The following is a 25275-nucleotide window of genomic DNA, read 5'->3' as shown; positions in this document are numbered from 1 at the left end:
TTCTTTTAAAGGAGTGATTGATTATGGAAATAATTATAACTGCAATAATTCTAGCTTCTGCTGGAGTAATTCTTTATAGAAACTTAAAAAGAAAAGCTCAAGGGAAATGCGAATGTGGAAGTTGTAATTCTAAATGCCCTAAATACGATGAAAGAGATTAAAAGTTATACTTTTAATCTCTTTTACTTTTAATTTGAAATTGTTTTTAGCTTTCATTTATTACATCTTTTCAACTACATCAAGACCAATTAGTTTTAAACCATTTTCAATTACTTGTAGCGTTGCTTTTACTAGATTAATTCTAGCATTTTTAATATCCTTATCTTCAGAACTTAAAATGTTATGAGCATTATAGAATTTATTAAAAGCTTTAGCAACCTCAATAACATATCTTGTAACCATGCTTGGTTGCAACTTATCAACAGCAGCTTCTATAGCCCCCTGGAAGCCCTGAAGTTCTTTAACCAACTCGAATTCCTCCTTTGAAGAAAGCATGCTATAATTAACCGCCTCACTACTGTCCTCTACTTTTCTTAGGATACTTTTCCCCCTTGCATAGGTGTATTGAACATAAGGACCTGTTTCTCCTTCGAAGCTAAGCATCTCCTTCCAATCAAATACAATATCCTTTTCTCTGTTGTTCTTTAAGTAAGCAAAAATTATTGCCCCAATACCTACTTTTTTTGCAACCTCTTCCTTATTTTCTAAGGAAGGATTTTTTTCATTAATTGTATCTAAAGTTTTTGCCACTGCCTCATTTAGTAGATCATCTAGTAATATAACATCGCCCTTTCTTGTAGATAACTTTTTATCAGCAAATCTTACAAGTCCAAAGTCAACATGATTACAGTGTTCTGCCCACTTATGGCCCATTAGTTTTATAGTAGTGAACACCTGCTTAAAATGCAAGGTTTGATCTTTTCCAACCACATATATATTCTTATAGAAATCATAGGTTTTCTTTCTATAAAAGGCAGCAGCTAAGTCACGAGTAGCATAAATAGTTGCTCCATCAGCCTTTTTAATAATACATGGTGGCATGTTGTATTCCTCCAGCATTACTACCTTGGCACCATTACTTTCAACGAGTAACCCCTTATCTTCAATTTCCTTAACTACCTCATCCATTTTATCACTATAAAAACTTTCCCCTGCATAGGAATCAAATTCAACATTTAAAGTTTTGTAGAGGCTACTAAATTCCTTCAAACTTAGCTCTCTAAATCTATTCCAAAGTTCTACAGCTTCTTTATCTCCATCCTCTAATTTTTTAAAGTACATTCTGCCTTCATCTTCAAGTTCTGGGTTATTTTCTGCTTCATCGTGAAACTTAACATATATTCTTAAAAGTTCAGTTATAGGTTCCTTTTGAAGTGCATCTTCCTTACCCCATCTTTTATAAGCTGAGATTAATTTTCCAAACTGTGTTCCCCAATCACCTAAGTGATTTATTCCTATAGCATTATAACCTTGAAATTTAAATATTTTATATAAAGAATTACCAATTACAGTGGTAAATAAATGTCCTACATGAAAGGGTTTAGCAATATTAGGCGAAGAATATTCTACTATTACATTTTTCCCTTCACCTACATTTGTTCTACCGTAGCTATCCCCATCTTTTAAAATCTTTTCAATAGTTGCCCCAATGAACACTGATTTATCTACGAAAAAGTTCAGATATGGCCCAAAAGTTTCCACTTTTTCAAAACCTTCTCTTGGGAACTTTTCTTTTAATTCTATAGCAATGCTATTTGGTGCTTTCCTCATTATCTTTGCTAACTGAAAGCAAGGGAAAGCAAAGTCTCCCATCTCCGTTCTTGGCGGAATTTCAATTAATCTTTCAATGCTATCTACATCCATTTCTATATATTCACTTAACTTTAAAGCAATATGATTTTTGTAATCCATTATTAAAATCTCCCTTCAATATTTAATATATAATCCTATAGACAAGCTATTTTTGTTATCCCTGGATTTGCTTTGATTTAACAAACTTTTAGGAACTTCAAGTCTGCCCTCTTCTTTAAGTGGCAGTTGCTCCGCCTAGACAAGTTGCGTTGGTGTAACAAACGCTGTTTCTTCGCAAAGATACCTTTGTTTTAATAAATAGAATTTGTTTAGTCTAAACCTTCTTACACAGCAGCTCAACAAAATGAACTTGTTCATTTTTTAGTATTTTTAATTAATCTAAATAGCTTTTTACATTACAAAAAATAAAAAACCCGTCTCTAAAATAGAGACGGGTATATCCGCGGTACCACTCTTGTTGACTTCTAAGTCCACTCAAAACTTTAACGCATAACTGCGACTTACCCTACTAAAGTAATGCTGTTTCAGGCAGCTTCTCCAAGGTTCTCTTCCTATGTAGATAAGTTTTAAACCTATCATACAATACTACTGTGTCGCCACATTAGCTTCTTACGTTCTACAAGGCTTCCACTCTACCCCTGCTCGCTTTAAAACTTATAAGAAAGTACTGTCCTTTTCATTGAATTTTTATAATTAATTTGTTTATATTTATAAGTTGTATTATAAATCTGATTTGAGACCTTGTCAACAATGATTATTAATTTATAATAAGCAGTTTTAAGGGAATGAAATTTTTATTATAGCTTATACATTTCTTGAACTTGTTTTTGAATCTCATCGCTCTCTAAGTATTCATCATAAGTGATAGCTCTATCCATAATACCATTTGGTGTTAATTCTATAACTCTATTAGCAATAGTTTGTATAAACTGATGGTCATGAGAAGTAAATAAAACTGTTCCTGTAAAGCTAATAAGACCATTGTTTACTGCTGTAATAGACTCAAGGTCTAAGTGGTTTGTAGGTTCATCTAGAATAAGTACGTTAGCACTACTTAACATCATTTTAGATAACATACAACGAACCTTCTCTCCCCCTGAAAGAACAGACGCTTGTTTTAAAGCCTCTTCTCCTGAGAATAACATTCTACCTAAAAATCCTCTAACAAAGCTTTCTGCTTTCTCCTCAGAGAATTGTCTTAACCAGTCAACTAAATTCATATCACAATCATTAAAATATTGAGAGTTGTCTTGTGGGAAGTAAGCTTGTGAAGTTGTTATTCCCCACTTAAAACTACCGCTGTCTGGTTCCATTTCTCCCATAAGTATCTTGAATAAAGTAGTTTTTGCAATACCATCACCTAAGAATGCAATTTTATCTCCCTTGTTTACTCTAAAGCTCACTCCATCTAAAATCTTAACGCCTTCAATAGTTTTAGATAAGTTCTCAACTGTAAGTAAATCATTTCCTGCTTCTCTTTCTGGCTTAAAGCCTACGAAAGGATATCTTCTTGAAGAAGGTTTTATGTCGTCAAGTGTTAATTTATCAAGTTGCTTTTTCCTACTAGTTGCTTGTTTTGCCTTAGAGGCATTGGAACTAAATCTTGCGATAAAGGCTTGTAAATCTTTTATTTTTTCTTCTTTTTTCTTATTTTGATCCTTAGCCATTTGAAGTGCTAATTGGCTAGATTCATACCAGAAATCATAGTTACCTACATATAGTTGGATTTTACTAAAGTCTACATCCGCCATATGGGTACATACTTTATTTAAAAAGTGTCTATCATGGGATACTACAATAACTGTTCCTTCGAAGTCCATTAGGAAGTTTTCAAGCCATGTTATAGATTTTATATCTAAGTGGTTAGTTGGCTCGTCTAGTAACAGAATATCTGGATGTCCAAATAAAGCTTGAGCTAAAAGCACCTTAACTTTTTCTGAACCATTTAAATCCTTCATTTTTTTACTGTGTAAATCTTCAGTTATTCCTAAGCCCATTAATAAAGTTGCAGCTTCACTTTCAGCTTCCCAACCATTAAGTTCTGCAAATTCCCCCTCTAGTTCAGAAGCTTTTATTCCATCTTCGTCACTAAAATCTTCCTTTGCATATAAGGCTTCTTTCTCATCCATAATTTCAATTAATCTTGAGTGCCCCATCATTACTGTTCTTAAAACTTCTTCTTCATCAAATTGAAAGTGATCTTGCTTTAAAACTGCAAGTCTTTGTCCTGGTGTTATAGATACATCACCAGTATTAGCCTCGATTTCTCCAGATAATATCTTTAAGAAAGTCGATTTTCCTGCTCCATTTGCACCTATTAGTCCATAACAATTTCCTTCTGTAAACTTAATATTAACATCTTCAAAAAGCTTACGTGCACCATATCTTAAACTTACGCCTGTTGTACTTATCATTTTTTTCCCTCCATATATCAAGAAAAAAGTTTTACCTTTTATTAACAGGTAAAACCTTTATATATCTCTTTAGTTGAACACATAGTTCTTATTATAACATAAAACTTTATATTTTACTATAATAATCTTAAAAATTATAAATCATAAATATTTTAAGAAACTTTTATTTTACTATGACTTTTTAGGTTTCTTTTGAAAATTAGTGTTGGTCTTTCTATTATCTTTCCTATTTTCAGCATATGCTGGTCTAGTACTTTTTCTCTCTTTACCCTCTTCAAAATTCCCAGTTTTTTTTCTTTCTTCATTAGAACTACTTTTGATAGAGTTTTTTTTGTAATCTGTAGACTTAGGCATTGAGCTATCGCCAGCTTTATATTCACCATCGAATAATTTTCCATAAAAAAGCTCTTTATAATTAATTTTAATATTAAATTTGTTTTCAAAACCTTTAATTGTAGGTATTTCTTTTTCTGTAACAATTGAAATAGCCCTGCCTTTATTCTTAACTCTTCCTGTCCTTCCACTCCTATGTAAATAATCTCTAGGATCCTCAGGTATATCTATATTGAAAATATGAGTAACCCCTTCAATATCAAGACCTCTAGCTGCTAAATCTGATGCCACTAATAGATTTATTTTCCCACTCTTAAAATCTTCCATAACCTTTTTTCTTTCATTTTTTACAAAGGATCCATGGATTCCATCGGCTTTTAAGCCATGATATTTAAGTTTTCCAGATAAAATCTCAATTTCATCAGTTTTATTAATAAAAGCTATTGCCTTTTTAGGTTTTAGTGCAGCCATAAGTTTTCTTAAAAGTAATACTTTATCTCTTCTGTCACAGACCATAAAAATATGATTTATATTTTCATTTACTGCAGAAGCTATTTTTTCTTTAATAATTTTAGGTTCTTTCATTAACTCTTTTCCCTTTACAATTACTTCCTCAGTAACTGTAGCGGAAAACATTAAAAGTTGTCTTTCCTTCAAGGTAGTTTTTATCACAGCTTTAATGGTTTCATAATTGTTTTCATCAAGTAATCTATCACATTCATCTATTACAATAGTTTTAACAGTATGAGCAGATATTTTTTTTAGCTTAATTAGTTCCAAAATTCTTCCTGGTGAACCAATTATAAATTGAGGTTTTTCTTTAAGATTCTCAACTTGTCTTTTAATATTTACGTTTCCAATTATTACTGCTGAAGTTAGATTGAGTTTAGAATTATCTCTAATAGTTTCTATAACTTTATTTACTTGAATAGCTAGTTCATGGGTTGGGGTCAACACAATAATTTGATTTTCTCTTTTTTCATAGTCTACCTTTTCCATCAGTGGTAGAAGGTATGCTAAAGTTTTACCACTTCCTGTTTCTGATTCTCCGATAATATCGGCCCCTTCAAGAACTAATGGTATAGCAGAGTTTTGAATTTTAGTTGGTATTTTAATATTTTGTTTCTCAAGGGCTTTAACTATTTCATTATTTATTTTTAAGTCCAAAAAACTGGTCATCTTATCATCTCCAAATTTTATATTTTAATAAAATTATCTTTAAGTGCTTTATAAGAAAATTATTTGCAATTTTTAATAGTTTTATTAAGTAAGTATTTTGTTCAATATATTGTCAATAATTATAAGTATAGAAGAACATTAGTTTGATATCAACCATAAAATATGGTATAATTTATTCGAATGAGAGGTGTTTTCATGATTGAAATAAAAAGTAATAAACAAAGCGAAATATATGAATTCATTAAGCAACAAGTTTCCTTAAAGGGATATCCTCCTTCTGTTAGAGAAATTTGCGAAGCTGTTAATTTAAGTTCTACTTCTACCGTTCATGGCCATCTTTCCAGATTGGAAAAAAAAGGTCTTATTAGAAGAGATCCAACTAAGCCAAGAGCAATTGAAATTCTTATGGAATCTCCAATAAAAAAGGAAATGGTAGATATCCCTATAGTAGGAAAAATTACAGCTGGGGAGCCAATACTTGCACAAGAGTCCATCGAAGATTTTTTTACCCTACCTCTTAACTTTGTAAAAAGCACTGCTGAACTTTATATGTTAAAGGTTTCTGGTGAAAGCATGATTGAGGCAGGTATCTTTGATGGTGATTTAGCAATTATTGAAAAAACCTCTACTGCTTCTAATGGAGACATTGTAGTTGCGCTGATTGAAAATGAAGCTACTATAAAAAGATTTTTTAAGGAAGATGGATACATACGATTACAACCTGAAAATTCTTCTATGACTCCTATTTTAGTTAAGGATTGCAAAATTCTTGGAAAACTTGCAGGGTTATATAGAAAATATTAAGAAGCTATTATATAGCTTCTTATTTTTCTATACCCTGTTTATTATTAATTATCCATTTAGCACTTTTGAAAGAGAAATTAAAATTCCAATCTTAGCATGATCGAAAGTTAAACCTCCCTGAAGGTAAGCAATATAAGGTTCTCTTATAGGTGCATCTGCTGAAAGTTCTATAGAGGATCCTTGAATAAAAGCCCCAGCTGCCATTATAACTTGATCATTATATCCTGGCATATCCCATGGTTCACACTCTACAAAGGAATCAATTGGAGAACCTGCTTGAATTCCCTTGCAAAACTTGATAAGTTTTTCTTTATCATTGAATTTAATAGCTTGTATAATGTCACTTCTTCTATCATCATGTTTAGGTAACACTTCAAAGCCTGCAAGTTCCATTATTCTTGCGCAGAATATGGCTCCTTTTACTGCTTCAATTGCAACATGAGGTGCAAGAAATAACCCCTGATAAAAAGTTCTCATTACACCAAAGGTAGAGCCGCACTCCCCTCCAATTCCAGGTATAGTAAGTCTATAGGAGGCTTGAGTTACATACTGTTCTTTTCCTGCAATATATCCTCCAGTTGGAGCTATTCCTCCTCCAATATTTTTAATCAAGGAACCAGCAATTAAATCTGCTCCAACATCAGTTGGTTCAATAGTTTCTATAAATTCACCATAACAATTATCAACAAAACAAATTATATTTTCATTTATGCTCTTTACAGCTTTAATAATTGGTTCTATGTCCTCTACTAGAAGAGATTTTCTCCATCCATAACCAGTAGATCTTTGAATATGTACTAACTTTATACTTTTATCTTCTCTTAAAATTTCCTTCATTAACTCTATATTAACTCTTTGCTTCTCATCTAATTCAATTTGTCTATAGTTTACTCCATATTCCTTAAGAGAACCAATGTTGGTATTTCCACTAATACCAATTATGTTATGAAGGGTATCATAAGGAGTACCACACACACTTAACATAGTATCGTTTGGTCTTAAATTTCCAAAAAGTGCAGCTCCGATAGCATGAGTTCCATTAACAAAATGGGGCCTAACTAAAGCGGCTTCTGCATGAAAAATTCTTGCATACACCTTATCTAAAGCATCTCTTCCTATATCCCCATAACCATAACCAGTAGAATTAGTAAAGTGCATATCACTGATTCTTTCTTGTTGAAAAGCACTTAATACTTTTAATTGGTTATATTCTCTAATACTATCCAATTTATTGAATTGCTCTTGTACATCTTCTATAGCTCTTTCATACAACTTTAGTATATTATCATTTATCTTATATTCTTTTAATAAAAACTCTTTAGTTAAACTTAACATTTCACTTACTCCTTTTGTAGAATTTCTTAAATATACTATCATATTACAGTACATTAATCAAATTATAAAGGAAAACTTAAAAGTTAATTTATATAAACAATAAAAAATACACCAAAAGGTGTATTTTTTATTTAAGCTTATTCTTCACTTTGCTCATTTGTGTTATTGAATAGTATTGGTTTTAATGGTGTAATAGTAGAAACTGCATGCTTATAAATAAGCATTTGTTGTCTTCCGTCTCCATTAGAAGCAACATTTAAAACTACTGTAAAACTGTCAAAGCCTGATACAGTACCTTTAATTTGAAAACCATTAGTTAAATGAATTGTAACAGGAATTTTATTTTTTCTAGCACCATTTAAGAAAATATCTTGTAAATTATTTGTAGATTTACTCATACCCGCACCTCCAAAACTATAATGAAATTATTCTATAGATGATGAAAAAATCCTCTTTATTTTGAAATTATTTGTATATTTTCCAGAAAATCATTATATATAAAGTCTACAATAGCATCTTCATCTGAAAATTCATCTTTATTTACCCATTTTACTCTAGGATCTTTTCTAAACCAAGTAAGCTGCCTCTTAGCATAATTTCTACTAAATTGTTTTATCATCTCTATAGATTTTTCCAAAGAAATTTGCCCATCTAAATAATATAGTATCTCTTTATACCCTATACCCTTCATAGATTGCATATCAGAAGTATATCCTTCTTTTTGCAATCTTATAACCTCCTCTATTAAACCTTTTTCTAACATGATATCTACTCTTTTATTAATTCTATCATATAGCTCCTCACGATTCATGTTAAGTACATAATAGTGAACATTATAAGGAATGTTATACAAATCTTCTTCCTTTGCAAATTGTGATATTGGCTTTCCCGTAACCTTGTAAACCTCTAAAGCCCTTATGACCCTTTTTAAATCATTAGGATATAGCTTATTATAGCTATCTAAATCTATATCCTTAAGAAGATTATGTACATAGATGTTCCCTTTTTCTTCTGCAAGAGTTTCAAGGTGTTTTCTATACTCTTCATCTCTATTTGTATTAGCAAAATTATAATTGTAAATTAGAGAATTGATATAAAATCCTGTTCCCCCAACTATCATTGGAAGATTTCCTCTACTTTTTATGTTTTCTATGTCTCTCTCTGCTTTTTCCTTAAACATAGCTACGCTAAAATCTTCCTTAGGATCCACAACATTAATCATATGATGAGGTATTCCCTGCATTTCCTCTTCTGAAATCTTGGCAGAACCAATATCCATTTTTTTATAAATTTGCATGGAATCCGCTGATATTATCTCTCCCTTAAGCTTTTTAGCTAGATTAATTGAAATATTGGTTTTTCCCACCGCTGTAGGACCAGCTAAAATAAAAATATCTATCATAAAACTACCTCACCTTGCCTTATTGTATTCTTTTAAATCTTTTCTCTAATTCTTGCAACCCTATTTTAATTATAGTAGGTCTTCCATGAGGACAAGTAAAAGGCTCATTAATATATCTTAATTCTTCTATTAAAGTCTCCATTTCCTTATCTGAAAGCCTATTATTTGCCTTTACAGCTGCTTTACAAGCAAGGGATGCAATCTTGTCGTATTTTACATCTACAGTTCTTCCTGTGCCTAGAACTTTAAGGTTTTCAATAATATCATAAAATAGACCTTTAACATCAGGTTTTCCCAAGAGCATTGGAACTTCTCTTATAGATACTGAATTTCCCCCAAAATCCTCAATAGAAAAACCACAGGAAGTGAATACATCCTTATTTTCTACATAGTAACCATAATCTTCAAAGCCTAATTCTATAACTAAGGGAGTAAGTAATATTTGACTTACTACTTGTAGCTTCATTATAGCTTCTCTATATTTTTCAAAAAGTATCTTTTCATGAGCTGCATGCTGATCTACTAGGTAAAGTTCATCTCCATATTCACCAAGAATATAGGTACTATTAAATTGCCCAATTAATCTAAGGCTAGGAAACTTAGGGATTTTTACTTCCTTCACCTCTTGCTGGACTTTTATTTCCTTGTCATACTCTGTATTTCCATTAGGCTTTTCATATATTTCTATACTTCTGCTTTGAGGAACTTCCTCTTCATAGCTAGAGGTTTCTGAAGCTTCTTTATAGATTACCTTTTCTGTGACCTTATCTTTTAACTCATTATTTATGGCAAAGGTATTTTTATTAATAGGTTCAAAGTCTATAGGAAACTCTACAGCAGAAATTTGCTCAACCTCTTCCTTAGGATTCCTATCTGTATAGATGTCTTCTTCAATATCAAAGCTATTTCTTAAGCTTTCCCTCAAGGCCTTGTGAACTCCATCAAATACTAACTTAAATACAGCTTTTTCATCAAAGAACTTGATTTCAGCTTTAGTGGGATGAACATTAGGATCAATATAATCTGGGAATATATCAATATAAACAAGAAAGAATGGAAATTTATTAACTGTTATAAAGGACTTAAAAGCATTTTCAACAGCAGCAGTAATTAAACTACTCTTTATTAGTCTCTTGTTAACAAAAATACTTTGTCTATTTCTACTACCTCGGCTTATTTCCCTATTACCAATAAACCCATAAACTGATATTATATCGCTATGATTTTCAAAGGGAATTATGTTATTGTATACTTCTTTTCCGTATACAGCTCTAATTGTGTCCTTGGAATTTTGTGTGCCAAGACTTGCAAAAACCTCTTTCCCATTACTATATAATTTAAAGGTTACCCCGTGGTTTCCTAAGGCTAGTCTTAAAACTAAATCATTTATTATACTATTTTCTCTTTGAGGAGATTTTAGGAATTTTTGCCTTGCTGGTACATTATAAAATAGATTTCTTATTTCAATAGTAGTACCAATATTAGCCCCTATATCTTTTATAGACTTAATTTCTCCACCCTCTAGATACATTTCTTTTCCATATTGAAACTCTTCAGTTTTTGATACAATTCTAACCTTGGAAATAGCAGCAATACTGGCTAGAGCCTCTCCTCTAAAACCAAAGGTATTTATAGCAAAGATTTCTTCAATGTCACTTATCTTGCTGGTCCCGTGGGGCATAAATGCCTTTTCCATATCTTCAGGATGAATTCCATCACCATCATCACTTATTCTAATAAGGCTAGTTCCACTATCTTCAATCTCTATGATTATATTTTTACCATTGGCATCAATACTATTTTCCACTAATTCTTTCACAACGGAGCTTGCACGTTCAACTACCTCACCAGCAGCTATTTTATTTGCAGTATCCTGTGATAATAAGTTAATACGTTTCATAAACCCACTTCCTTTTATAAAGGATTATAAGGCTAAATTTTTTTAGCCTTATTAATTAGTTCATATAATTTATTAAAACCTTCCATTGGTGTCATATTTAATACATCAACAGCTTTTATTTCTTCAAGTAAATTTTTTGTAGCAATATCTTCAAAGCCAATTTGAACTAGCTCTATTTTTTCTTCTTTTATAAGTGTAGTTGCTACTTCTTTCTCTACAGGTGCACTATCTTTATTATTTTTCTTACTAGAATCCATATTAAAATTATTGCTTAAGCTATAAGTTGTTGCCTCTTGGGTATTAACCCCAGCTAATAATTCTTTCTGATTTGACGGTTTATTAATAGTACTACTTGGAGTTTCCTTATTATTTTCCTCAAGAGTTAACAGAATTTCTCTAGCTCTATGAATTACCTCCATTGGAAGTCCTGCTAACTTTCCAACTTCAATACCATAGGACTCATCTGCTCCTCCTCTTACAATCTTTCTTAAGAACACAATACTATTATCCACTTTTTTTACTGCAATGGAATAATTCTTAACCCCTGAGATTTCTCCCTCTAGTTTTGTTAGTTCATGATAATGAGTAGCAAATAGGGTTTTACATCTTATTGAGGATGTTTTACAAATATACTCTATTACTGACCATGCAATACTAAGACCATCATAGGTACTTGTTCCTCTACCAACTTCATCTAAAAGCACTAAGCTTCTTGTGGTAGCATTCTTTAAGATATTTGAAACTTCCCACATCTCCACCATGAAAGTACTTTTGCCACCAGCCAAATCATCCGATGCTCCGATTCTTGTAAAGATTTTATCACAGATAGATATATTAGCAGATTTTGCTGGAACAAAAGAACCTATTTGAGCCATAATAGTTATTAATGCAACCTGTCTCATATAAGTGGATTTACCAGCCATGTTGGGCCCAGTTATTAAAATTAACTGATTATCCTTAGTATCTAAAGCAATATCATTATCTACAAAAGTATTTACAGGAAGCATTTTCTCAACTACAGGGTGCCTTCCCCCTTCTACTGAGATTATTCCCTCATTATTAATCTTAGGTTTACAATAGTTGTTTTCCTTTGATATTAAAGCTAATGAATACAAACAATCTAGTTCAGATATTAGTTTTGCTGTAGTTTTCATTCTATGATTTTGTAGTTCAACACTCTCTCTTATTTTTACAAACAAATCGTACTCAAGAGCCATTAATTTATCTTCTGCACCTAAAATTTTATCCTCCATTTCTTTTAACTCTGGAGTTATAAATCTTTCTGCATTGGATAAGGTTTGTTTTCTAATATATTTTCCTTCTGGAACAGAAGAAAGATTCGCTTTAGTTATTTCAATAAAATATCCAAAGACTTTGTTATAGCTTACCTTTAAAGATTTAATACCCGTGGCAATTCTTTCACTATTTTCAAGAGCTGCTATCCACTGCTTCCCATTTGTTTTAGCCACACGTAAATCATCTACTTCTTTATTATACCCATCTTTAATGATGTTTCCTTCCTTAACAGAAAGTGCTGGATTTTCTAAAATTGAAGTTTCAAGTAACTCATATACATCTTGTAAATCATCTAAGGTACTATGAATATTTTTTAACAATTTGCAATTTGTAGAACTTAAAAGCTCTTTTACTGATGGTATCTTACCTACAGATTGCTTTAAAGCCACTAACTCTTTTGCATTGATACTTTTTGAGCTTATCTTCCCTACAAGTCTCTCAATATCATATATTTGTTTTAAAACTTCTTTTAAATCTTCTAAAAGGGGCATATCATTAACTAATTCCTCAATAGCCTCTTGTCTATGCTCTATTTCTTCCTTCATTACTAGAGGCTTCTCTATCCAATTTTTCAGCCTTCTAGCTCCCATGGAGGTATTTGTTTTGTCTAAAATCCAAAGTAAGGTTCCCTTTTTAGATTTTTCTCTTAAACTTTCAGTTATTTCTAAGTTTCTCTTAGAATTTATATCAATAGTCAAGTAATCAAAAATATTATATAATTCAATTTCATCAATATGTGTTAAAGGAATCTTCTGAGTTTCTAAAATATAATTTAACAAGCCGTTACAAGCTTTAATAGCTGGTACTCCTAAATTTATATTCTCAAAGTTTTTAAACTGAAGTTTTAGATTGTCAATGCTTGAGTTAAACTCCTCACTTTGAAACTTGGAAAGAGAAATTGAAAATCTTTCTTCTATAGTTTCAGCAATACTACTATTAAAATTGTGAGGAATTAAAATTTCTTTAGGCTCAAACTTACAAACTTCATCAATAATAATATTCTCTTCAAAGTTTGTTTCACTGCAATAAAATTCCCCAGTAGAAATATCACAAAAGCATATGCCTACCTTATTATCATCACTTATAAATAGTGACATTATATAGTTGTTTTTAGTTTCTTGTAAGAAACTACCTTCAGTATATGTACCTGGTGTAACAATTCTTATTATATCTCTTTTTACTATTCCTTTTGCAGTTGCTGGATCTTCAACCTGTTCACAAATAGCAACCTTGTAGCCTTTAGTGATGAGTTTTGATATGTAGCCCTCAGCAGCATGAAAAGGAATTCCACACATAGGTGCTCTATTTTCTAAACCACAATCTCTACCTGTTAAAGTAAGTTCTAATTCTCTTGAGGCAACCTTTGCATCTTCAAAGAACATTTCATAAAAGTCACCCAATCTAAAGAACAAAATGCAATCTTTACACTTTTCTTTAACCTCTAAATATTGTTGCATCATAGGAGTTAAAGCCATGTTATCTCTCCTTTATATAAATATAGACTAGTTTGCTTTATAAAAAAAGCGACAAAGTCGCTTTTTTATACTGTTTTTTATTTTACTAGGCTAATAAATTTTCTTTTATTAGCTACATTATGAAGGGTATACTTACCACCTTATTATATAGCTAAACTTGCTCACCTATAAGTGAAAAGGACTGAGCTTTAGTAATTTTAACATTAACTAAATTTCCAATGGAAGCTTTATCTCCATTAAAATTAACTAGTTTTCCTGTTCTAGTTCTTCCTGTAAGCTTAGCTTCGTCACTTTTGCTTATTCCTTCAACAAGTACTTCTACTGTTTTGCCATCATACTCTTTGTTTTTCTTTGCACAAATCTCATTCACTGCTTCAACTAGTCTATTAAATCTTTCTTTTTTAACACTTTCACTGACTTGGTCAAGCATTAAATCTGCTGGGGTACCTTTTCTCTTAGAATATAGGAAAGTGAAGGCAGAATCATATTCCACTTCCTTTATTAAGCTTAAAGTATCCGCAAAATCCTCCTCTGTTTCTCCTGGGAACCCTACAATTATATCAGTAGTTAAAGCTACATTTGGAATAGCAGCTTTAATTTTCTTGATTGATTCTAGGTATTGTTCTCTATCATAATGTCTATTCATCTTCTTTAAAAGTCTTGAGGAACCAGATTGTACTGGCAAGTGAATTGATTCACAAAGCTTATCACATTCAGCAACAGCCTTTATTACATCATCGCTTAAATCCTTAGGATGAGACGTCATAAATCTCACTCTTTCGATTCCTTGAATTTCATTAATTCTTCTTAGAAGCTGTGCAAAATCTATAGAAGGTTCCAAGCCTTTACCATAGGAGTTAACATTTTGTCCAAGTAAAGTTACTTCCTTATAACCATCAGCAACCATGTCTTCTATTTCTTTTATAATTTCTTCTGGTTTTCTGCTTCTTTCTCTTCCTCTAACATGTGGAACTATGCAATAAGTACAGAAGTTGTTACATCCATACATGATTGTAACAAAGCCTTTAATGGTGCTGGCTCTATCAATCACAGCTCCCTCAATAATATCAGCTTCCTTATCCCAAACCTCAACAATAGGTCTTTCTCCGCCTAAAGCTTTAGTTAAATACTCAGTGAACTTATAAGCGTTATGAGTTCCTATAATAATATCTACAAAAGGGAACTTAGATATTATGTTTTCAGCCATACCTTCTTGTTGCATCATGCAACCTGTAATTGCAATAACAACTTCTGGTCTTTCCTTTTTAAGCTTTTTTAATGCTCCAACATTTCCTTCAACCTTTTGCTCTGCATTTTCTCTAACACAACATGTATTAAAAATTATTATATCTGCATCTTCTTTAGAAGTTGTTCTCTTATATCCTAATGGCTTTAAACCGCCTGAAAGTTTTTCCGAATCTTCTTCATTCATTTGGCAACCCCAAGTTTCTATATAGTACTTTAAATCTTTTTTCATTAGCAGTTCCTCCTCCATTTTAATTATAACCATCTATTTATTATATATAATATTGGACAATATTCAAAGTTTTTTTTGTTTTTTCACAGGATTTTTTCATTTTCTTGTAATTTAGACACAATTTCAGAAATTCTTTTATAACTTAAAATATAATTTACCTAAAATAAAACTATATTTTACTTTTTAAAACCTTTGTGCATTATTCACCTAGCATAAGGTATCTGAAAATAAATAATAAGTCAAAGATTCGAAGTATATTTTGAGTTTACAAGCAAGGAATCAGGTTCCGCAGATAGCAGAGCTATCTAAGTGTTATGCTGACGTAGTATAACACAAAATGGACGAGGATACTGACTTACTTATTTTTTGAAGGTACCTAACTGTGAAAATAACATGAATATTTTATTACACTGTGGAATCATCACATAAAACCTATTCTTTAAGGTAAAAATATAAAAAAAGAGGAGGTTTTTCTATGTATGATGCTAAAAAAGGAAAATTAGATGCAAATGAATGCCTAAAAGGAGATTGTATCAAAGATCGTAGCTATTTTACTAATATAGAAAACACCATTTCTATGGGCACTAAGTCATCCGTAGTTCCTATAGAAAACTTAATACAGGACTTCAATAGCAATTCATAGGAGGATTATCACAATGAAATTTTCAAACAGAATTTTATCAATGGAATACTCACCAATTCGCAAACTTGCACCCTATGGGGATGCAGCAAAGAAAAAAGGTATCCATGTTTACCACTTAAATATAGGTCAGCCGGACATCGAAACTCCTGCTCAGTTTATGGAAGGTGTTGCTAACTACAAGGATGCAGTATTAAAGTATGCTCAGTCCCAAGGATTAGATGAAACAATTGAAAGCTTTATAAAATATTATAAAGAATGGGACATAAATTTTGAAAAAGATGAACTTATTATCACTAATGGAGGGTCAGAAGCAATTTCTCTTGCACTTACTGCTATTTGTGATATTGAAGATGAAATAATAATCCCTGAGCCCTTTTACACAAATTATGTTGGGTTTGCTCACACAGTTGGTGCAAAAGTTGTACCTTTTATCACTAAAGCTGAAGAAGGCTTTCATTTACCTACTAAAGAAGTTATCGTAAGCAAAATCACTGATAAAACAAGAGCCCTTATGATTTCCAATCCAGGTAACCCAACTGGAGTTGTTTACACTAAGGAAGAAATTAGAATGGTTGCTGACATTTGTAAAGATCATGATTTATATTTAATCGCTGATGAGGTTTATAGAGAGTTTGTTTATGATGGATTAACTTACACTTCAGCACTTTACATGAAAGATATTGAGGACAGAGTAATCTTAATTGATAGTATTTCTAAAAGATATAGTGCTTGTGGTGCTAGAGTTGGTTTAGTAGCCTCAAAAAATAAAGAATTAATTGCTCAAATCATGAAAATATGTCAAACAAGATTATGCGTGCCAACAATTGAACAATTGGCAGCAGCTAATTTGATAAACACTCCTAAAGAATACTTTGAAAAAGTTTTAGCTGAATATGAGGCCAGAAGAAACATACTATATGAAAAACTTTCAAAAATTCCAGGAGTTGTTTGTAAAAAACCAACTGGAGCCTTCTATGTGGTGGCTAAACTTCCTATAACTAATGGAGAAGACTTTGCTAAATGGATGCTAACGGATTTTAGCCACAATAATAAAACTGTTATGTTTGCTCCAGCAGAAGGTTTCTATGCTACAGAAGGTTTGGGCACCGATGAAATAAGACTTTCCTACTGCTTAAACACTGAAGCACTAGCAGATGCTATGGATACTTTAGCTATAGGTTTACAAAAATATATGGAACTTCATAAATAAAAGAAATAGCAAGGAAAAAACCTTGCTATTTCTTTTAATCTCAAATATCAAGTTGCTTTTGTTAAAGTAATCACTAGCTTGTTAAAAAGTTTCATAAGATTAAAATTGGATACATAATAACCTATGAAAGTAATGTTTTTAAATTAATTTATTTTATAAAGTTCATATATAGTTTGATTTTTAACAAACCCCATTGACTTATATAATTCTAAAGCTATTATGTTATTTTCATTGCATTTTAAGTATATTTCCTTGTAGTTCTGATTATAAGAGAGATTTAGGAGATACTTTAAAAGAGTTTTTCCAAACCCCTTACCTCTATATTCTTTTAGTATTCCAAAATTTACTATATAAGCCTTGCAATTATCTACTATAATTTGTCCATAGCCAATAACCTTTTCTTCATATTTTATGAAAATACAACCATCATCAATATAATACTTTTGATTTTCTTCAAAATATATATCTCCTTCATTAATAGGATACCTGCTTAGGTCAGAAAACACTTTATTTTGAACTACGCATCGTAATCTTTCATCCTTATTTTTTGAAAATGTGAAAAATGAAGTTTTTGGATCAGCTTCTAAGTCGTATAAACCATTTAACTGTGTTTTCATCTCTATTATTGTTTTTCTTTGCTCAAAGCCTAGATTTCTTAAAACATAGTACTCAATTTCTGAACTGGCACAATTATAAGTTATGATAGATTTTCTTTTAATAACACTTAGAAGCATATTATAATACTCTGCAGTATTATAGTTATTCATTACTTTAATGGAATTTATTTTGTACCTATTTCTATCTAATTTATCAAACCATATAAAACCCACATATTCATTTTCCACTTTTAAGAATTTAATATTTTTCCAAAGCATTAATCTTTTTAATAGATTATTAGAGTTAAAAAGACGAACTAAATTATATTTCCACCTATATTCATCATAAACCTGAAGATTTTCTATTAAATTCATATTTATATTATTTAAACCTTCCAACTTATACATAGATTCCTCTTATCAAATAAATATTTTAGTCTATATATATTATACTACAGTTATGTAAAAAATAACCATATTATATGTGTCTGGTTTAAAATCTTATTCTTAGAAGGTTTAAAGCTAATAACCTACCATCACCTATTTAATACCTACTTTATCTTAATAGACTTATGATTCTAAGCTTTAATATGAAAATAACTTATTTAAACTCAAGAACAAATGCGTGTGTTCACAGGCTCTTTTAAATAACTAGCGATTACTTACATTTTTTCACACACATTCTGAAACCCAGCAATTACAAGGCATTTCAGGCGCTTTTTCAACGAAAAAAAGTTGAATTTCCTATACAATAAAAAAAGCCATCAAAATGATGACTCTTATATATTTGATGCTTTAACAGAAACAGGATGTTCAAAAATTCCTCTTTTAACTTCTGTAGCAGTCATGTTCTTTGCATTTAATAACTCTGTTAAATAATTGCATGCATCCCAAGGATTTATTCTATCTCCACAAGTAAATACATCAACAGCTGCATATCCAAGTTCTGGCCATGTATGTATTGTTAAATGTGATTCAGAAATAATTACTACCCCACTTACTCCTTGTGGACTAAATTTATGAAAGGCAACCTCTCTTACTTCAGCTCCAGCTTTTAGTGCAGATTCTACCATGTTTTTTTCTATTAACTCTTTATTATTTAATATTTCAGCATCGCAACCATATATTTCAGCTAAAATATGGCGTCCTAGTTCGTTCATCAACAGTATACCTCCCTTAACAAATTTAAACAGATAAATAAATTCTATCAAAAATACACAAAAAGTCAATATTATTCAAAACTCCTTAAATAATCACCTGTTTTTTGTTAATTTAACCATAGAATTTAAATTTTATTAGGTTATTTTAGCTACATAGTTATAATGTATTACAAAAGTAATAACTTAATGCTATTACTTTTATAATACTATTATGCACAATGAAGAACTACTAAATTTCTTCTAAAGCCTTAATACTTAGGGATACTCTTTTTTCATCTTCATTTACATCTATTATTATTGCTTTAATTTCTTCTCCTGCTTTTAATACATCTTCAGGTTTTTCCACTCTATTTTTACTTATCTGAGATATGTGAACTAATCCGTCAATTCCAGGTTCTAATTCTACAAAAGCTCCAAACTTAGCGAATCTTACTACCTTACCTAACACTATATTCCCAACTGGATATTTTTCTTTAATGTTACTCCAAGGATTTTCAGATAACTTTTTCATACTTAATGATAGCTTTTTATTTTCCTTATCTATGCTTAGAACATATACTCTAACTTTTTCTCCAACCTTTAATAAATGACTTGGATTGTTTACCTTATTCCAAGACATCTCAGAACTATGAAGTAATCCATCAACTCCATCAATTTCTACAAATGCACCAAAGTTGGTTATTCTTCTTACTAAACCTTCAACTACTTCTCCTTCTTGAAGATTATTCCAAGTTTCAACTTCTTTACTTTCCTTTTCGCCTTTTAAAATACTTCTTCTTGAGGCAACAATTTTCATTCCATTTCTTTGTCTTTCAAATTCAATTAATTGTACTTGGATTGTACGTCCTATATAAGCTTTTAAATTATCAATTCTATTTAATTCTATATGAGATGCTGGAATAAATACTCTTATTCCTTTATAACTTCCCACTAATCCACCTTTAACTTCTTCTTTTACTTGAAGTTCAATAACTTCTTTATTTTCAAAAGCTCTACTTAAATCTTCATAAAGCTTTTGTCTTTCCACTTCAATTGTTGAAAGTACTACAAGTCCATCTGTATTTTTTCTATTTATGATCTTAGCTCTTATCTTATCGCCTACTTTAAGAAAGTCTTTTAATGAAACATTTTCTTCCTTCGTGTATTCCCCTATAGGTAAAATAGCTTCAGATTTAGTACCAATAGTTAAATAAGCTTCTTTTTCATTTACCTTAAATACTTCCCCTTCAAGGATTTTTCCTACACTAATATTTACATTGTCCCTTGAGTATTGTTCATAAAGTTCCATTTCTTCACCGTTTACATTTTTTTCATCTCTCATTTTTTCAATAGCCTCCTTAATTATCCAGTCAGGTGTTGATGCCCCAGCTGTAACTCCTATTTTTTTTATATTTTGATTTTTTAAAATTTCACTAGGTAACCCTTGTAAATTTTCCACATGATAAGTGTTCTCACAATTGTTCTTACAAATTTCATATAACTTAGTTGTATTTGAGCTATTATACCCACCAATTATTATCATAGCATCTACTTCTTTAGATATTTCATCAGCAGATTTTTGTCTAACTTCTGTAGCACTGCATATAGTGTTAAATGCAATTAACTCCTTTGCAAAACCTATGATTTTATTTAGAACTTTTTCCCAATTACTTTGTTTTTCAGTAGTTTGAGATACCACACACACCCTTTTAGGTATATTTTCAAGATTATCTCCGCTCTTAGAAATAATAGCTGTATTATCACACCATCCATTGATTCCAATTACTTCTGGATGATTCTCATCCCCAACTATAATAATTGCGTACCCCTCTTTATAATATTTCTCTACCTTTTGCTGTATGTTACTTACATAAGGGCAGGTGGCATTTTCTATAATAACTTTATGACTCTTTAGTTTTTCTATAACATCCTTTGGTACCCCATGAGACCTTATAATAATTACATCCTCTGGGCTAAGTTTCTCAATTTCCTCTAGTTCAACTGAGTAAATTTCTTTATCTTTTAAAAAACTTACCACATCATTATTATGTATTAATGGTCCTAAGGTATAAATAGGCTTATTGTACTTTTCTTTTAGCTTTAAAGCAGAATCCACTGCTCTTTTCACACCAAAACAAAAACCTGCTTTATCTGCTAAAGATATCTCTTTCATCATATCACTTCCTAATGTGAAATAGTCTAGGCATTTAAAAATAAATAATAAGTCAAAGATGTGAAATATATTTTGTGTTATACTATGAAACAGGCTCTATTTATGGTTGGGCTATTAATAGGTTCTGTTGGCTCAGTATAGCACGAAATAGACAATGATACTTACATATTTATTTTTTGAACATGCCTTAATTAATTTAAAATACCATCTATATATGTGGATATTATATCAACCACTCCATTAATATCAACATTAGACGAATTTATTTCAATGGCATCAGCTGCTTTAGTTAATGGGTCAGCCTCTCTATGAGTATCCATATAATCCCTTTTTATTATATCATTTAGTATAGTTTCGTAATCAACCTCTATTTCTCTTGTTCTTAACTCCTCATATCTTCTTCTAGCTCTTTCTTCTGCACTAGCTGTTAAGAAAAACTTTAAATCTGCATTGATTAAAACCACTGTACCAATATCTCTTCCATCCATGATAACACTATATTTTTTTGATATACTTCTTTGTAATTCTACTAGCTTTGCCCTGATTTCTGGTATAGCTGCATACTTTGATACATTATTACTAATTAGCGGCATAGTAATTTCACTGGTTACGTCTACCCCGTTAACTATTAAATTTTCTTTTTCGAAATGCATTTCAAGAGAATCAACAAGCTCACATAACTCTTTAACCTGATCTGGATTTATTCCCTCATTCATTGCACAAAGAGTAACAGCTCTATACATAGCTCCGGTATTGATATACATTAAATTATATTTTTCACCTACTATTTTCGCTATAGTACTCTTACCAGCTCCTGCTGGTCCATCAATGGCAATAGACATTTTCATTCATATCGTCCTTTCTCCTACTGATTTAAATCCTTTCTTAAAGATTTAGCATTGTTCAAATAAACAAATTTGACTTCATCCTTATTCTCATTAGAAAGGATTAACACTCTTATACATAGGTTTAAATAATTGTCTACTTTCATTTCATTAAAATGCATAAGAGAGAGTTTTTTCATATCAAAATATTTTCTAACAAAGGCTCCTGGATATGCCTTTGTTATATCATCTGTACAAGAAAATATCATAGTATGTATTTTTTCTACATTTAAATTGTTTACTCTTATAATTTCATTTATTAATTCAATGGTGTTTTTATTAATTTCTTCCTCTGAATTATTTAAAATAGTTGTAGCACCTCTAATTGAAATCATCTAATCACCTAACTTACTTCCAGCAATATACCCTGTAGATAGGGCAATTTGAACATTATATCCTCCAGTATAAGCATCTACATCTATAACTTCTCCAGCAAAACTCAAATTTTCAATTATTTTAGATTTCATAGTAGATGGGTCTATTTCCTTTGTGCTTACTCCTCCAGAAGTTACTATAGCCTCTGCCACAGGTCTTAATCCTTTAACTGAAAGAGTCAAGTTTTGGGTTAGATAAACAAGAGTTTTTCTCTGTTCTCTGGTTATGATGTTAACCTTTTGATTTTCATCTATGCCGCTTAATTTAATAATAACTGGTATAAGTTTACTTGGGAAAAGATCATTTAAAGAATTCTTAAAATCCTTATTAGCATAAAGTTTGAAATCCTTTTGTATTCTCTTATCAAGTTCCTCTTCTGTTAATCCTGGTTTCAAATTTATGGTTACCTTATAAGGACCTTGTTTTTTAACTGCACTACTTGCGCTTAACACCAAAGGACCTGAAATACCGAAATGAGTAAAGACCATTTCTCCTAAGTCTTTAAATACAGTTTTATTACTTTTATTCTTTAAAGATATTTCCACATTTTTCAAAGAAAGACCCTGTAATTCCTTAACCCAAGATTCTTCAATTTCCATTGGCACTAAGGAAGGCTTCAATTCAACAATTTTATGCCCTAAATCCTCTACAATTTCTAACCCTTCACCAGAGGAACCTGTTTGAGGGTAAGAAACACCACCAGTACATAAAACAAAGTGATCTCCATAAATTTTTTCACCACTTTCCAAAATTACGGACTTTATTTTATTATCCTTTGCCTCAAAGTTCTTTATTTTTGAATCTAATATTATTTTAACACCTTTGCTTCTTAGTTCAGACTCCAGAGCCCTAATAATATCTGAGGATTTATCTGATTCAGGGAATACCCTATCTCCTCTTTCAATCTTTAGCTTAACACCGTTTCTTTCAAAAAACTTCATTGTATCTTCATTTGTAAAAGTATATAGTGAGCTATATAAAAAACTAGGGTTAGTTGGTATATAATCAAAAAATTCACCAATATTTTTACCATTGGTTACATTGCATCTGCCTTTACCAGTTATGTACAGTTTTCTTCCTAGTTTATTATTTTTTTCAATTAAAATAACCTCATTGTTATCACTAGCAGTGATTGCCGCCATCATTCCTGCAGGACCTCCACCAATAACTATGACCTTTGACATAAAATCACCACCTAATATTTATAAATCCTATTTTCAACTAATTCCCTATATTATAATTTAATACAAATTCTAGAAATATTCAACTTTTAATTACTTAAAATATATGGATACAAGTTGTATTAACACTATAATAGTATACATCAATATGGTTTTAGTAATGTATTAAACTTAAAAAAAGAGAGAATTCTAAAGAACTCTCTCCTCATTTATTTAATTAATTAGGATTAGTAATTTCCTTGTGCGTGCATAGCTTCAGCAACTTTAACAAATCCAGCTACGTTAGCTCCAGCAACTAAGTTGTATCCAAAGCCATAAGCTTGTGATGCATCTTTACAGTTGTTGTAGATGTTAATCATGATTTGGTGAAGTTTTGCATCAACTTCTTCAGCAGTCCAAGACAATCTCATGCTGTTTTGTGACATTTCAAGAGCAGAAGTAGCAACTCCACCTGCGTTAGCAGCTTTAGCTGGTCCTACGATAACTCCGTTGTCTAAGAAGTACTGAACAGCTTCGTTTGTACATGGCATGTTAGCAGCTTCACAAACATATTTAACTCCATTAGCGACGATTTGTTTAGCATGCTCTAATTGAACATCATTTTGAGTAGCAGCTGGAATTACGATATCAACTTTAACATTCCATGGCTTTTGTCCTTCAAAGAATTCTACGCCATACTTGTCTGCATAATCTTTAACTCTAGCACCTTTGTTGATTTTTAACATTTCAACTAGGTAATCTATTTTCTCACCAGTTATTCCAGCTGGATCGTATATGTATCCGTCTGGACCTGATAATGTAACAACCTTACCACCTAAATCAGCAACTTTTTTACAAACTCCCCAAGCAACGTTTCCGAAACCTGAAACAGCTACTGTTTTGCCTGCAAAATCAGTTCCTTCATGTTTTAACATTTCTTGGCAGTAGTAAGTTACTCCAAATCCTGTAGCTTCTGGTCTTATTAAGCTTCCGCCATAAGATAAGCCTTTTCCAGTAAGAACTCCATTTTCAAAAGCTCCTCTGATTCTTCTATATTGTCCATAAAGGTATCCGATTTCTCTTCCACCAACTCCGATATCTCCTGCTGGAACATCTACGTCTGGTCCAATATGTCTGTAAAGCTCAGTCATAAAGCTTTGGCAGAATCTCATGATTTCAGCATCTGATTTTCCTCTTGGGTCGAAGTCAGAACCACCTTTACCTCCTCCTATTGGAAGACCAGTTAAAGAGTTCTTTAATATTTGTTCAAATCCTAAGAATTTGATTATTCCTAAATAAACTGATGGATGGAATCTTAAACCACCTTTGTATGGTCCAATAACTCCATTGAATTGTACTCTGAATCCTCTGTTTACTTGCATCTTGCCATTGTCATCCATCCAAGATACTTTAAACATGATTTGTCTTTCTGGCTCACAGAATCTCTCTAATAAGTTAGCTTCTACATACTCAGGGTGTTTTTCTAAAACTGGTCCTAAAGAATGTAAAACTTCTTCTACAGCTTGAATAAACTCTGGCTCACCACTGTTTCTTTTTTTAACATTTTCCAATACTTGTTCGATATAAGCTTTAATCTCCACGCTTACTACCTCCTAATAAATTGAAGTTAAAATTTCAATTTATTTTGCTCATGCAAAATAAATTTCT

20 protein-coding genes are annotated in these 25275 nt (G+C 31.2%); 4 read left to right on the top strand and 16 right to left on the bottom strand.

The window, feature by feature from the left end; genetic code table 11:
- Positions 1–23 precede the first annotated feature (23 nt).
- Entirely contained in the window at positions 24–161 is a 138-nt protein-coding gene (locus tag C661_RS23185) for a FeoB-associated Cys-rich membrane protein (protein ID WP_017415961.1), read from the top strand.
- A gap of 58 nt (positions 162–219) precedes the next feature.
- Here the strand turns inward: C661_RS23185 and argS are convergent, their stop codons facing one another.
- The 3 genes from argS to C661_RS0113960 form a co-directional block, all read right to left on the bottom strand.
- Positions 220–1911, bottom strand: a complete 1692-nt coding sequence (gene argS / locus C661_RS0113970; RefSeq protein WP_017415960.1) for an arginine--tRNA ligase — start codon at positions 1909–1911, stop codon at positions 220–222.
- 698 nt (positions 1912–2609) lie between these two features.
- Positions 2610–4226: an ABC-F family ATP-binding cassette domain-containing protein gene (locus C661_RS0113965; RefSeq protein ID WP_017415959.1), complete on the bottom strand. Its 1617-nt coding sequence runs from the start codon at positions 4224–4226 to the stop codon at positions 2610–2612.
- 171 nt (positions 4227–4397) lie between these two features.
- Positions 4398–5738: a DEAD/DEAH box helicase gene (locus tag C661_RS0113960; protein ID WP_017415958.1), complete on the bottom strand. Its 1341-nt coding sequence runs from the start codon at positions 5736–5738 to the stop codon at positions 4398–4400.
- Positions 5739–5933: 195 nt separating this feature from the next.
- Here C661_RS0113960 and lexA point away from each other — a divergent pair, with 195 nt between their 5' ends.
- Positions 5934–6542, top strand: coding sequence for a transcriptional repressor LexA (lexA, locus tag C661_RS0113955; RefSeq protein ID WP_017415957.1), 609 nt, complete (start codon positions 5934–5936; stop codon positions 6540–6542).
- Positions 6543–6590: 48 nt separating this feature from the next.
- Here lexA and C661_RS0113950 read toward each other — a convergent pair whose 3' ends face one another.
- The 6 genes from C661_RS0113950 to miaB all read right to left on the bottom strand — a co-directional run bounded on the left by C661_RS0113950 (position 6591) and on the right by miaB (position 15427).
- A complete protein-coding gene (locus tag C661_RS0113950; RefSeq protein ID WP_017415956.1) occupies positions 6591–7877 on the bottom strand; it encodes a methionine gamma-lyase family protein in 1287 nt (428 codons plus the stop codon).
- Positions 7878–8014: 137 nt separating this feature from the next.
- Positions 8015–8275 (bottom strand): RNA chaperone Hfq, encoded by a 261-nt coding sequence (gene hfq, locus C661_RS0113945; RefSeq protein WP_017415955.1) that lies wholly within the window; start codon positions 8273–8275, stop codon positions 8015–8017.
- Positions 8276–8331: 56 nt separating this feature from the next.
- On the bottom strand, positions 8332–9279 hold the full coding sequence (gene miaA / locus C661_RS0113940; RefSeq protein ID WP_017415954.1) for a tRNA (adenosine(37)-N6)-dimethylallyltransferase MiaA: 948 nt from the start codon (positions 9277–9279) through the stop codon (positions 8332–8334).
- Between the two features lie 19 nt (positions 9280–9298).
- Positions 9299–11179 (bottom strand): DNA mismatch repair endonuclease MutL, encoded by a 1881-nt coding sequence (mutL, locus tag C661_RS0113935; RefSeq protein ID WP_017415953.1) that lies wholly within the window; start codon positions 11177–11179, stop codon positions 9299–9301.
- Between the two features lie 32 nt (positions 11180–11211).
- The gene (gene mutS, locus C661_RS0113930) at positions 11212–13950 is read right to left on the bottom strand and encodes a DNA mismatch repair protein MutS (RefSeq protein ID WP_017415952.1); all 2739 of its coding nucleotides are present in this window, start codon (positions 13948–13950) and stop codon (positions 11212–11214) included.
- Positions 13951–14101: 151 nt separating this feature from the next.
- Positions 14102–15427, bottom strand: a complete 1326-nt coding sequence (miaB, locus tag C661_RS0113925; protein WP_017415951.1) for a tRNA (N6-isopentenyl adenosine(37)-C2)-methylthiotransferase MiaB — start codon at positions 15425–15427, stop codon at positions 14102–14104.
- Positions 15428–15902: 475 nt separating this feature from the next.
- Here miaB and C661_RS24000 point away from each other — a divergent pair, with 475 nt between their 5' ends.
- Together C661_RS24000 and C661_RS0113915 are read left to right on the top strand one after the other, a co-directional pair.
- On the top strand, positions 15903–16070 hold the full coding sequence (locus C661_RS24000; protein WP_017415950.1) for a hypothetical protein: 168 nt from the start codon (positions 15903–15905) through the stop codon (positions 16068–16070).
- Positions 16071–16083: 13 nt separating this feature from the next.
- On the top strand, positions 16084–17280 hold the full coding sequence (locus tag C661_RS0113915; RefSeq protein ID WP_017415949.1) for a pyridoxal phosphate-dependent aminotransferase: 1197 nt from the start codon (positions 16084–16086) through the stop codon (positions 17278–17280).
- 143 nt (positions 17281–17423) lie between these two features.
- Here C661_RS0113915 and C661_RS0113910 read toward each other — a convergent pair whose 3' ends face one another.
- The 7 genes from C661_RS0113910 to gdhA all read right to left on the bottom strand — a co-directional run bounded on the left by C661_RS0113910 (position 17424) and on the right by gdhA (position 25202).
- Complete coding sequence (locus C661_RS0113910; protein ID WP_017415948.1) at positions 17424–18284, bottom strand: GNAT family N-acetyltransferase; 861 nt, start codon at positions 18282–18284, stop codon at positions 17424–17426.
- A gap of 371 nt (positions 18285–18655) precedes the next feature.
- Positions 18656–19036 (bottom strand): adenosylmethionine decarboxylase, encoded by a 381-nt coding sequence (gene speD / locus C661_RS0113905; protein WP_017415947.1) that lies wholly within the window; start codon positions 19034–19036, stop codon positions 18656–18658.
- Between the two features lie 229 nt (positions 19037–19265).
- The gene (locus C661_RS0113900) at positions 19266–21188 is read right to left on the bottom strand and encodes a bifunctional 4-hydroxy-3-methylbut-2-enyl diphosphate reductase/30S ribosomal protein S1 (RefSeq protein ID WP_017415946.1); all 1923 of its coding nucleotides are present in this window, start codon (positions 21186–21188) and stop codon (positions 19266–19268) included.
- 191 nt (positions 21189–21379) lie between these two features.
- Entirely contained in the window at positions 21380–22036 is a 657-nt protein-coding gene (gene cmk, locus C661_RS0113895; protein ID WP_017415945.1) for a (d)CMP kinase, read from the bottom strand.
- 17 nt (positions 22037–22053) lie between these two features.
- Entirely contained in the window at positions 22054–22407 is a 354-nt protein-coding gene (gene aroH / locus C661_RS0113890; protein ID WP_017415944.1) for a chorismate mutase, read from the bottom strand.
- Entirely contained in the window at positions 22408–23631 is a 1224-nt protein-coding gene (locus C661_RS0113885; RefSeq protein WP_017415943.1) for a BaiN/RdsA family NAD(P)/FAD-dependent oxidoreductase, read from the bottom strand.
- Between the two features lie 224 nt (positions 23632–23855).
- Positions 23856–25202: an NADP-specific glutamate dehydrogenase gene (gene gdhA, locus C661_RS0113880; RefSeq protein ID WP_026051064.1), complete on the bottom strand. Its 1347-nt coding sequence runs from the start codon at positions 25200–25202 to the stop codon at positions 23856–23858.
- Between the last annotated feature and the right edge of the window lie 73 nt (positions 25203–25275).

It is taken from the genome of Clostridium tunisiense TJ, assembly GCF_000300195.1.
Lineage (GTDB): Bacteria > Bacillota > Clostridia > Clostridiales > Clostridiaceae > Clostridium_J > Clostridium_J tunisiense.
The sequence above is the reverse complement of the archived record's forward strand: the minus strand, read 5'-3'. Positions and strand labels throughout refer to the sequence as shown.